Source organism: Humibacter ginsengiterrae, from assembly GCF_054780115.1.
The window spans coordinates 129,292-139,756 of sequence record NZ_BAAGWY010000012.1; the positions used below are offsets into that span (position 1 = coordinate 129,292).

Below are 10,465 nucleotides of genomic sequence, written 5' to 3' on the forward strand. Positions count from 1 at the left end.
GGCGCAAGACCGTCGTAGTCACCTGCGCTCGGTTCGTAACTCCTGCAGAAACGACGCGCGGCCACGCTGCATCGCGGGATCACACGGGTCGGACACTGTGCGGGTCACGAACTGCAGGAGTTGTGAACCGACGGCGGGGCTGAACCCTCACTCCAGACGAATCGAGGCAAAGATGACCATCGTCGACACGCAGTCAGGCGCTGCACCCGCCGTACCCACAGGAGGGCCCGAGCTGCCGCAGGAGCGTCGGCTCGTCACCGAGATTCCGGGGCCGCAGTCCCGCCGGTTGCTCGAGCGCAAGGCCGAGGCCGTCGCGAAGGGTGTCGGCCACACTGTTCCGGTCGCCACGGTGGCCGCCGGTGGCGGTGTGCTCGTTGACGCGGATGGCAACTCGCTCATCGACCTCGGCAGCGGCATCGCGGTCACCGGCGTCGGCAACTCCGCGCCGCGCGTCGTCGAGGCCGTGCAGCGGCAGGTGGCGCAGTTCACGCACACCTGCTTCACGATCTCGCCGTACGACTCCTACGTCGAGGTCGCCGAGGCGCTTAACCGGCTCACGCCTGGCGACTTCCCGAAGCGCAGCGCACTCTTCAACTCCGGGGCCGAAGCCGTCGAGAACGCAGTGAAGATCGCCAGGCACTACACGAAGAAACAGGGCGTCGTCGTCTTCGACCACGCGTACCACGGGCGCACGAACCTCACCATGGCGCTCACGGCCAAGAGCATGCCCTACAAGAACGGATTCGGTCCGTTCGCGCCGGAGGTGTACCGGGTGCCGATGTCGTACCCGTACCGTGACGGTCTCAGCGGAGCGGATGCCGCCGCTCGCGCGATCGCGCAGATCGAGGTGCAGGTGCGCGCCGAGAACCTCGCGGCCATCCTGATCGAGCCCATCCAGGGCGAAGGCGGCTTCGTCGTCCCGGCCGAAGGATTCCTCCCTGCGCTGCAGAAGTGGGCGAACGACAACGACGTGGTGTTCATCGCCGACGAGGTGCAGACCGGATTCGCCCGCACCGGCACCATGTTCGCCAGCGAGCAGTTCGGCATCGTGCCCGACCTCGTCACGACCGCGAAGGGCATCGCCGGCGGCCTTCCGCTCTCCGCCGTCACGGGACGCGCCGAGATCATGGACTCCTCACAAGTCGGCGGCCTCGGCGGCACGTACGGGGGCAACCCCATCGCGTGTGCCGCGGCTCTCGCCACCATCGAGACGTACGAGCAGGACGACTTGGCCTCGCGGGCCCGCCAGCTGGGCGACATCCTGCAGCGCCGGCTGACCGAGTTCAAGGCATCCGACCCCCGCATCGGCGATGTGCGAGGACGCGGCGCCATGATGGCGATCGAGCTCGTGAATCCCGAGACCGGGGCACCGGATGCCGCACTCACCTCGCGCGTCGCCGCCGCGGTCATCCGACAAGGCGTTCTCGTGCTCACGTGCGGAACCTGGGGGAACGTGATCCGGTTCCTGCCGCCGCTGGCGATCTCGGACGAGCTTCTGAACGAAGGACTGGATGTCGTGGGGAAGGCGATCAAGGAATGCTGAGCGAACAAGAACTCCTGGAGAAGGTGCCCGGCCAGCTGTACATCGGCGGCGACTGGGTCGAGGGTGATCGCCCGAGCGAGCTGAAGGTGCACGACCCTGCAACGGGTGCAGTGCTCAAGTCGATAGCGGATGCCTCGCCCGCCGACGGCATCCGCGCGCTCGATGCCGCTGTCGCGGCAGGCGACGAGTGGGCGGCCACCGCGCCGCGCAAGCGCGGCGAGATCCTGCGGAGGGCGTTCGACCTGCTGCAGGAGCGGGCAGACGACTTCGCGCTGCTCATGACGCTCGAGATGGGCAAGCCGCTGGCGGAGGCACGCGGCGAGGTCACGTACGGCGGCGAGTTCCTGCGCTGGTTCAGCGAGGAGGCCGTGCGCATCACGGGGCGCTACGGCATCAACCCCGAGGGCACCGGGCGCATGATCGTGACGCAGCATCCGGTAGGCCCGTGCTACCTGATCACACCGTGGAACTTCCCGCTCGCGATGGCGACGCGCAAGATCGCGCCGGCGCTCGCCGCCGGATGCACGGTGGTCGTGAAGCCGGCCGAGCTGACGCCGCTGACGACGCTGTACTTCGCGAAGCTGCTCGAAGACGCCGGGGTGCCGGCCGGAGTGGTCAACGTGATCACGACGACCACATCGGGCAAGGTGTCCGAGCCGATCATCGAGGACCCACGGCTGCGCAAGCTCTCGTTCACCGGCTCCACGCCGGTCGGGCAGATGCTGCTTCGGCAGGCGGCCACCGGTGTGCTGCGCACCTCGATGGAGCTCGGCGGCAACGCGCCGTTCGTCGTGTTCGACGACGCCGACCTCGACAAGGCCGTCGAAGGCGCCATGCTGGCGAAGTTCCGCAACATCGGCGAGGCATGCACAGCCGCCAACCGGTTCATCGTGCACGAGTCAGTCGCCGAGGAGTTCGCGGCGAAGGTGACGGAGCGGGTGCGTGCGCTCAAGGTCGGTCGCGGCACCGACGAGGGCGTCACCATCGGACCCCTCATCGACGACAAGGGCGTGGCCAAGGCATCCGAACTGGTGAGGGATGCCGTCGACCGCGGCGCGACCCTCCGCATCGGCGGATCGAAGATCGAGGGCGACGGAACGTTCTTCGAGCCCACCGTGGTCACCGACGTCGTGGCGGGCAGCGACATCCTCCGCGAGGAGATCTTCGGACCCGTCGTCGCGATCGTGCCGTTCCACGACGAGGACGAAGCCGTGCGCATCGCCAACGACACGGAGTACGGCCTGGTGGGCTACGTGTACACCAAGGACCTCGCCCGCGGACAACGGATGATCGAACGCCTGCAGACCGGCATGATGGGGCTGAACCTCGGCGTGGTGTCCAACGCAGCGGCACCGTTCGGCGGGGTCAAGCTCTCGGGGTTGGGGCGCGAAGGAGGGTTCGAGGGCATCCACGAGTACCTGTCGACGAAGTACACGTTGACGCCGAATCCTTTCGGGTAGGCCTCGCATTGCAGGGCACGGGCAGGGCATCCCCGTGCGTACTCGTGCGTGCCGTTGAGGGCAAGTGAGAATGAGGTGAGCTCGATGGAGCGGGACGTTGTCGTCGTGGGGGCCGGGGCGTCGGGGCTGACCGCCGCGTGGGAGTTGCGGAAGGCCGGGCACAGTGTGGTCGTGCTCGAGGCACGTGACCGGGTCGGCGGACGGCTGTGGACCGACGAGATCGACGGGGCCATGCTCGAACTCGGCGGGCAGTGGGTGTCGCCCGAACAGGATGCCCTCAAGGACACGCTCGCCGAACTCGGCCTCGAACGGTACGAGAGGTACCGCGCCGGCGACAGCGTCTACATCGGGCGCGACGGCGTGCTCGAGCGGTTCCAGGGCGAGATCTTCCCGGTGGCCCCGCCCACCGAGAAGATCATGGTCGAGCTGATCGCGAAACTGGACGCGCTCGTCGCGCAGATGGATCCGGAACGTCCATGGGAGCATCCGGATGCCGCCGCCCTCGACCGCGTCTCGTTCGAACGCTGGCTCGAGACGCAGACCGATGACCAGGAGGCGCGCGACAACATCGCCCTGTTCATCGCCGGCGCGATGCTCACGAAGCCGGCACACGCGTTCTCAGCGCTGCAGGCGCTCCTGATGGCGGCATCCGCCGGAAGCTTCTCCAACCTGGTGGATGCCGACATCATCCTGAACGAACGCGTCATCGGCGGACTGCAGCAGGTGCCGCTGCGCCTCGCGGAACGTCTCGGCGACGACGTGCTGCTGAACGGTCCCGTGCGCACGCTGCGCTGGGGTGCGGACGGCGTGACCGCGGTCACCGACTCCGTCGAGGTGGATGCCCGCTTGGCCGTGCTCGCCGTACCGCCGCACCTGATCAGCAGGGTGAGCTTCGAGCCGCCTCTGCCCCGCAGGCAGCAGCAGCTGCACCAGCACCTCTCGATGGGATTCGTCATCAAGGTGCACGCCGTGTACGAGACGCCGTTCTGGCGCGAGGAGGGCTTGAGCGGCACCGCGTTCAGCCCCTACGAGCTGGTGCACGAGGCGTACGACAACACGAACCACGGGGATGCCCGCGGCACGTTGGTCGGCTTCGTCTCGGACCGCAACGCGGACGACGTGTTCCGACTCAGTGCAGAGGAGCGCAGGCGGCGCATCCTCGAGTCCCTGTCCCACTACTACGGCGAGCAGGCGCTCTCGCCCATCGTGTACTACGAGAGCGACTGGGGCAGCGAGGAATGGACGCGCGGCGCCTACGCCGCGAGCTTCGACCTCGGCGGCCTCGAGCGCTACGGCTCGGACCTGCGCGAGCCCGTCGGCCCGATCTGGTTCTCGTGCAGCGACCTTGCCGGCGCCGGATACCAGCACGTCGACGGCGCTATCCGCATGGGCCGGCGCACGGCCGCGGCGATCGGTGAGCTGCTGTAGCTGCCGCAAGTCCCGTTCAAGTCGCGAAGTCGGTCGTTATGGCGTCTCAAAACGACCGACTTCGCGACTTGAATCGGGCCTGACGGTCAGGCCGAGGCGCGCGCCTTCAGGGCCTCGTTCACGGGAGCGAAGGCGACTTTGTCGAAGACGAGCTCGATGTCGGTGATCTTGCCGTCTGCGACGTGCAGGTTCTCGACGCACACCACGGCACCCGCGCGAGTGTCGGTGACGAAGTCGTAGACGACGCAGGCGTGGTCTCCGTTCTCGTAGACATCGCGGATGTCGTTGCGCACGAGCGCGGGCAGCAGGCGTTCGAGTGCAGACATCCACTGCTGTTTGTCGGAGCTTCCGGGTGAGACCCGAGCCTCGAGTGTGTCGGCCAGGAGGCCGTCGACGGTGTCGAGGTCGCGCGCCCCGACCGCCTCGATGTACGCGCGGGCCACACCCGCAGGAGTCGTGTTCATGTCTGGAGCATAAGCACAAACATACGTGAGTACAAGGGGAAAGTTGTGAATGCTAGGCTTGCGCTATGGCACGTGAAGCGACGGCGCGCGTAGAGGATCAACGTGGAACGGATGCTGATGAGCACGACGCCGAGATCGACCGCGGGCTGCGCGCGCTCGCCGACGGCAACCGCCGGGCGATCCTGGCCGCGGTGCGCGATCGTCCGCAGGCCGTTGGCGACGTCGCCAACGAGCTGGAACTCTCGCAGCAGGTCACGTCGCACCATCTCCGTGTGCTCCGGGATGCCGGACTCGTCGAGGAGTCCCGCGACGGCACCCGGCACCTCTTCGTGGTGCGCACCGACGGCCTCGCCGCGGTGCGCGACTACCTCGACGGCTTCTGGCCGGCGCAGCTCGCGCGGCTGAAGGCCGCGGCCGAGGGTCGTAGCGCCGATGCGCTGCCGGAATCGCGTCGTCGGGACGCCGGCGCATGACCGACTTCCGCACCTCGATCGACATCGCTGCCGCGCCCGAAGTGGTCTTCGACTATCTCGTGACGAACGACGGCATGACCGCCTGGATGGGCCAGCACGCCTCACTCGACCCGGTGCCAGGCGGCCGCTTCGAGGTCGACGTCGCAGGCTATCCCGTGCGCGGGCACTACCTCGAGGTCGATCCACCGAAGCGCGTCGTGGTGTCGTGGGGGTTCGCCGGCAGCGACGACCTCCCGCCGGGAGCATCGCGAGTGACGTTCGAGCTCACGGCCACCGACGAGGGCACGCGAGTCGATCTCACGCATTCCGGACTTCCGGATGCCCGCGTTCCCGGACATCGCATCGGCTGGGCGCACTTCCTGCCGCGGCTTCGTGAAGCCGGCTCGGGGCATCCGCTCGGCACCGACGACTGGCGGCCGGGAGCCTGAGCCGAAGCTCGAGCTGCCGCTAATGTCGGCAGGGTGGGGGAGCGAAGGCATGTGCCGTGGTACCGGCGGCACGCCGTCATTGCGTGGGGATCCGTCGTCATCGTGCTCGCCATCGGCACGGTGTTCGCGTTCGTCAATCCGTGGCCGAGTGCCCTGTTGATCCGAACGGTCTTCGAGATCAACGCACACCAGACGGTGCAGACGATGCTGAAGTACGCACCGACGAGCGGGCTTCGCGAGCGGATGAACGTGCCGTACGAATCCGGCGGATCATCCGACACCACATTCGACCTGTACGCGCCCTCGGGCCCGGTGCAGCCGCGTACAACCGTGGTGTGGATCCACGGCGGCGCCTGGATCTCCGGCAGCAAGGAGAACGTGGACCCGTACGTGGAGATGATCGCCTCGCACGGCTACACCGGCATCAGCCTGAACTACACTGTGGCGCCGGAAGCGCAGTATCCGACGGCGCTGAAGCAGCTCAACTCGGCGCTCGGCTACCTCATCGATCACGCTGCCGAGCTCGGCATCGACCCGTCGCACATCGTGCTCGCCGGGGACTCCGCAGGCGCTCAGTATGCGGCGCAACTGGCGGTGATGGTGACGAACGAGGCGTACGCGAAAGGGCTGGGCATCCGTCCGGCGTTGACCTCCGACCAGCTGGCCGCGGTCATCCTGAACTGCGGCATCTACGATGTGCGGGGCATACCGAAAGCTCCCGGCATCGGCGGATGGGGGTTCCGGGTCGCGCTCTGGGCGTATCTGGGTACGAAGGACTGGTCTCACACGCCGGGCGGCGAGGCGATGACGACGATCGATCACGTCACGAAGAACTTCCCGCGCACCTGGATCTCCGGCGGCAACGCGGATCCGCTCACGGTTTCGCAGTCGAAGCCCATGGCGGCGAAACTGAAGGCCCTCGGCGTGCCGGTGACGAGCGTCTTCTACCCTGCGGGCGAGAACCCGCCGCTCGAACACGAGTACCAGTTCCACCTGAACCACGCGGCGGCGCGGTCGGCACTGGCATCCACCATCGCGTTTCTCGGAACGATCGGATGAGTTCGCGTCGGACGCCGCAGGAAAGCCGAACGCTGCCGGCTGCGTGTACCCCGTGCTCGCAGTCGCGCCGAATGCACGCTTCGGCATCACCGCCGACGACTTCTCTTACCTCAACCCCATCAGCGGTGACGTCGCCGACGCGGAACTGAAGTACGGCATCGTCTACAACCTGTCTCCGGCGGACCGTGGTGTGCCGCCTGGTACGTGACGCGACTTGCCCACCGCAGCCAGAACGGCACTCAGCAAAAGCAGCGGGAGTACGTAGAGCGCGGCGACGGTGTAGCCCTGTGCGTCCGGGAGAAGTGCACCCGACGGGGTCGTGGTGGCGAGCAGGAGGCCCGCGACGGCGCTGCCGATGCTGAACCCGACGCTGCGCACGATCTGGTTGACGGACAGAACGCTGGACGTCTCCTGCTGTGGAACATCCTGAAGCACGAGTCTCGGCATGATCGCGGAGACTCCGCCGACGCCGAACCCGAGCAGCGCCATGGAAGCCAGGACCGCAGCGAGCAGGCTGGGAGCGAGGGCGAACACGACCGCGGCGAGGATGACGAAGGCGGCGTGGATCGCGAAGGTCCAGCGGGTGGAGACACGGTTGGTCAACCACGGCGTGAGTCGGCCTGCGACGAACCCGAGCACGGAGAACGGGATGAGGGCAGCGCCTGCCAAGACGCCCGGGAGCGCGAACCCGTATCCTGCGCTGCTCGGTGTCTGCACGTACCGCGTGAGAAGCGAGAACAGCAGATACATGCCGACGCCGGCGGTGAGCATGGCTGCGTTGGTGAGTAGCAGGCCGCCACGAGCGAGTAGGCGCACGTTGACTAGTGGCGCTGCAGCCCGCCGTTCGACCGCGATCCAGGCGGCGAGAGCCATGGTGGAGGCGGCGAGAATGGATGCCCCGGCCCACGGCATCCGCCACACTACGGGTTGCGCCACCGCGAGCAGCACGCCGAGGGTGCCGACAGCCAGCAGGATCGCGCCCGGGAAGTCGATCCTGGTGCTCGCGCTCTGGGCATCCGTTCGGCGCGGGGCATCCGGTTGGCGCGCGGGATCCAACGGGCGTGGAGCATCCTTCGGGATCGTTCGCCACGCGATCAGCGCGGCCGCGAGCGAGATCACGAAGCCGACGCCGTACGCGATGCGGAGTCCTGCGACCTGATCGATGAGACCCATGAGCGGGTAGGCGACCCCGACGCCCACTGTGCCCGCGACGGAGATCGTCGCGATCGTGGAGTGTGCGCGCTCGCCGGGCACGTGGTCGCGCGCGACACTCATCAGCAACGCGATCAGGCCGAGGCCGAGGCCCTGCAGGGCGCGTCCGAGCAGCAGCACCGTGAAGGGCAGCGCACCTGCAGGCAGCGGTAGCGCGGTGAGTAGTCCGCCGAGCGCCACGAGGGAGCTGGTGACCAGGATGCTCGCGCGTCGGTGCTCGCCTGTGCCGAGTCTGCCGAGCACCGGCGCGGCGATCGCACCTGCGAAGAGTGTCACCGTGAGCGTCCATTGCGCGGCATCCAGCGGCACATGCAGGTTCAGCGCGACGGACGTGATCAGCGGCGCGCCGACTCCGCCGATCACGGCACCGAGAAACGCGATGGCGACGAGCGCGGCGTCGAGATGCTTTGCCGTTTTCACCGATTCGTCTCGGACGTGATGTGCTCGAACAGCCCCGGCATGATGCGCGTGCGGATGCCGTCGGCCCACGGCTCGCGCACCTCCTCGATGTCGATCGCGGCGCCCGCGTTGAGCAGCATCCCGTACGCCAGGAACGACTTGACGGTCACCGCATCCAGCCCGGTCGCGTCAGCGACGACCTGCCACATGCCGGCGAGCCCTTTGCGGACGGCCGTCTGCACGTCGGGGTCGCCGCAGGCGGCGTAGCCCTGCAACTGGAGGAGCAGCGACGTGCGGTTCTCGAGCTGGTCGTAGTACCGGGCGCCCATGCGGCTCAGCGCCTCTCGCCCCTCGGTTCCGTCGCTCGCCTGGAGCATGCCGTTGCTGGCTCGGTCGAACGCGGTTGTGACGAGTTCGAGGAACAGCGCCTTCTTCGTGCCGAACATGCGGAACACATACGCCTGCGTGATCCCCGCCTCCCTGGCGATCGCCTCGGTGGATGCTCCGTGCAAGCCGTGCTGTGCGAACTCGCGCGCCGCGATCTCCAATACCTGCGCGCGGCGGTCGGCACCGCGCATCCGCTCAGTCATGGCAGAGATGTTAGTGGATAGTAACTAGTAACTATTGCGAGAGGCGCTCTCGCCACAGCCACCGCAAGGCATCGGGCAGGAGAACGCCGGCATGGTTCGGATTGTGGCCGCCATCGCCGACGACGAGTCGAAAGTCATAACCGTTCTCGGCAAGCGCGGCGGCGGTCTTGAGGTTTTCGGCGAACCAGTTCGATGCCGGCTGGTTCCAGTTCACGTCCCGATGGGCCGCGTGAAGCAAGATCCGCAACGGACGCTGCGGTGCCTCTGCGAGGAGGCGTGGGTAAGGATTGCCGCCGGGCATCTGCGCGAAGCTCGAGTTGAAAGCGATGACCCTGCCGATGCTCTCCGGGCGCATCCACGCTGCCGTGAAAGCGGCATTGCCACCACTGCTCCCACCGCAGATGGCTCGCATGCGGCGGTCGCCTGCAATGGCGAACCGGGAGCCCACCAGTGGCAGAACTTCGTGCAGCAGGAAGTCAGCGTAGCGTGCGTCGAATGCGTCGAATGCGTCGTATTCGACGTTCCGGTTCTTCTGTGCGACGCCGTCGACAAAGCGGGTTCCCGGGTCTACGAAAACTCCGATCGTGGGCGGAATGGCGCCACTTGCCGCGAGATTGTCCAGCACGGTTCCGGCGCGCACATCACCGTCGGGGTCGAGGTACAGCCATCCGTCATTGAAGAACATGATTGCGGCCGGCTCGTGCGGTTGATGTCCGTGCGACGCGTGGATCCAGACCCGGCGCGATGTGCCGGGATACCTCGTGCTGTGATCGAGCACGAGGTCTTCGATATGCCCAACCTTGACCCCAGGCCGGGGCGATGAGTCCGGCCCGTACGTGTAACGGATGCCCTCCTGCTGGATCGGCAACCGGACGTACGGCAAGGCATCGGTCACGGGCCAACGCTAGCTGTCAGGTGCTGGTCCGGTCACTGCGATTGCTCTTTCGACCGCCAGGTAGCGGAACGCTGTGATCGCTGCGGCGACGAGTGCGAGGCTGCCAGCGACGGTCAGTGCGGCTCACGTGCCCGGCAGGCCGCGTTTCGAAACCGTGCACGGCACTGCACGGCGCGGCTCGTCCACCTGTCGCTCGGGGTCGGGTCCCTTTCCCTCGAACTCGGGCCGTTGTCGTGCCGCCCTCTCGCCTTGAGGTTCTTGCCCTCGCGCCCGGGGTTCTTTCCGTCCACAGGTGCCTGTTCGGTCGGGTTGTCCACAGGTAAAGTACCTGGTCAGGAGTCGGTTCGGAATGTCGGTGGGTGCTGCTTGACTTGGTTGTATGAGCAGCTCGAACGCACCGGTCGCCGAACCTGCGGCGGCACTGTCGGATGCGTTCGTCGCGCTCACGGCGGCGCTGGATGACGTGCTGCCCGCGACGGGTGTGCACGGTCTCGGTGATGAGGTGCTGTTGACG

Annotated in this window: 11 protein-coding genes; 7 read left to right on the plus strand and 4 right to left on the minus strand. The window is 67.3% G+C overall.

Annotated elements, in window-relative coordinates:
* Window positions 1-172 precede the first annotated feature (172 nt).
* Genes gabT through ACYVII_RS14395 form a run of 3 tightly spaced genes read left to right on the plus strand, consistent with a single transcriptional unit; the run spans window position 173 to window position 4,431 of the window.
* Window positions 173-1,543 carry an aspartate aminotransferase family protein gene (gene gabT / locus ACYVII_RS14385; RefSeq protein ID WP_460536254.1) on the plus strand — a complete coding sequence of 457 codons (1,371 nt, stop codon included), beginning with the start codon at window positions 173-175 and terminating at the stop codon, window positions 1,541-1,543.
* Window positions 1,537-3,003 carry an NAD-dependent succinate-semialdehyde dehydrogenase gene (locus tag ACYVII_RS14390; RefSeq protein ID WP_460536256.1) on the plus strand — a complete coding sequence of 489 codons (1,467 nt, stop codon included), beginning with the start codon at window positions 1,537-1,539 and terminating at the stop codon, window positions 3,001-3,003. Before gabT ends, ACYVII_RS14390 begins: the two co-directional genes overlap by 7 nt.
* 54 nt (window positions 3,004-3,057) lie before the next feature.
* Window positions 3,058-4,431, plus strand: coding sequence for a flavin monoamine oxidase family protein (locus ACYVII_RS14395; protein ID WP_460536258.1), 1,374 nt, complete (start codon window positions 3,058-3,060; stop codon window positions 4,429-4,431).
* Window positions 4,432-4,517: 86 nt separating this feature from the next.
* On the opposite strand, the gene ACYVII_RS14400 is transcribed toward ACYVII_RS14395, so the two are convergent.
* Entirely contained in the window at window positions 4,518-4,895 is a 378-nt protein-coding gene (locus ACYVII_RS14400) for a nuclear transport factor 2 family protein (protein WP_460536261.1), read from the minus strand.
* 65 nt (window positions 4,896-4,960) lie between these two features.
* Here ACYVII_RS14400 and ACYVII_RS14405 point away from each other — a divergent pair, with 65 nt between their 5' ends.
* From ACYVII_RS14405 to ACYVII_RS14420, 4 genes are read left to right on the plus strand one after another with little or no spacing between them, the layout of a single operon-like run.
* Window positions 4,961-5,368: an ArsR/SmtB family transcription factor gene (locus ACYVII_RS14405; protein ID WP_460536264.1), complete on the plus strand. Its 408-nt coding sequence runs from the start codon at window positions 4,961-4,963 to the stop codon at window positions 5,366-5,368.
* A complete protein-coding gene (locus ACYVII_RS14410; RefSeq protein ID WP_460536266.1) occupies window positions 5,365-5,796 on the plus strand; it encodes an SRPBCC family protein in 432 nt (143 codons plus the stop codon). The genes ACYVII_RS14405 and ACYVII_RS14410 overlap by 4 nt, the downstream gene beginning before the upstream one ends.
* Window positions 5,797-5,829: 33 nt before the next feature.
* Entirely contained in the window at window positions 5,830-6,855 is a 1,026-nt protein-coding gene (locus ACYVII_RS14415; protein WP_460536269.1) for an alpha/beta hydrolase, read from the plus strand.
* Between the two features lie 52 nt (window positions 6,856-6,907).
* A complete protein-coding gene (locus ACYVII_RS14420) occupies window positions 6,908-7,063 on the plus strand; it encodes a hypothetical protein (protein WP_460536271.1) in 156 nt (51 codons plus the stop codon).
* Here ACYVII_RS14420 and ACYVII_RS14425 read toward each other — a convergent pair.
* Genes ACYVII_RS14425 through ACYVII_RS14435 form a run of 3 tightly spaced genes read right to left on the minus strand, consistent with a single transcriptional unit; the run spans window position 7,018 to window position 9,951 of the window.
* The gene (locus ACYVII_RS14425) at window positions 7,018-8,487 is read right to left on the minus strand and encodes an MFS transporter (RefSeq protein ID WP_460536273.1); all 1,470 of its coding nucleotides are present in this window, start codon (window positions 8,485-8,487) and stop codon (window positions 7,018-7,020) included. The two genes, ACYVII_RS14420 and ACYVII_RS14425, sit on opposite strands and share 46 nt — an antisense overlap.
* Window positions 8,484-9,056, minus strand: coding sequence for a TetR/AcrR family transcriptional regulator (locus tag ACYVII_RS14430; protein ID WP_460536275.1), 573 nt, complete (start codon window positions 9,054-9,056; stop codon window positions 8,484-8,486). The genes ACYVII_RS14425 and ACYVII_RS14430 overlap by 4 nt, the downstream gene beginning before the upstream one ends.
* 31 nt (window positions 9,057-9,087) lie before the next feature.
* A complete protein-coding gene (locus ACYVII_RS14435; protein WP_460536278.1) occupies window positions 9,088-9,951 on the minus strand; it encodes an alpha/beta hydrolase in 864 nt (287 codons plus the stop codon).
* Window positions 9,952-10,465 lie beyond the last annotated feature (514 nt).

Bases quoted from the DNA above. Each gene is read 5' to 3' on its own strand.
- gabT (WP_460536254.1), top strand. From the start codon at position 173: ATGACCATCGTCGACACGCAGTCAGGCGCTGCACCCGCCGTACCCACA.
- ACYVII_RS14390 (WP_460536256.1), top strand. From the start codon at position 1,537: ATGCTGAGCGAACAAGAACTCCTGGAGAAGGTGCCCGGCCAGCTGTAC.
- ACYVII_RS14400 (WP_460536261.1), bottom strand. From the start codon at position 4,895: ATGAACACGACTCCTGCGGGTGTGGCCCGCGCGTACATCGAGGCGGTC.
- ACYVII_RS14405 (WP_460536264.1), top strand. From the start codon at position 4,961: ATGGCACGTGAAGCGACGGCGCGCGTAGAGGATCAACGTGGAACGGAT.
- ACYVII_RS14410 (WP_460536266.1), top strand. From the start codon at position 5,365: ATGACCGACTTCCGCACCTCGATCGACATCGCTGCCGCGCCCGAAGTG.
- ACYVII_RS14430 (WP_460536275.1), bottom strand. From the start codon at position 9,056: ATGACTGAGCGGATGCGCGGTGCCGACCGCCGCGCGCAGGTATTGGAG.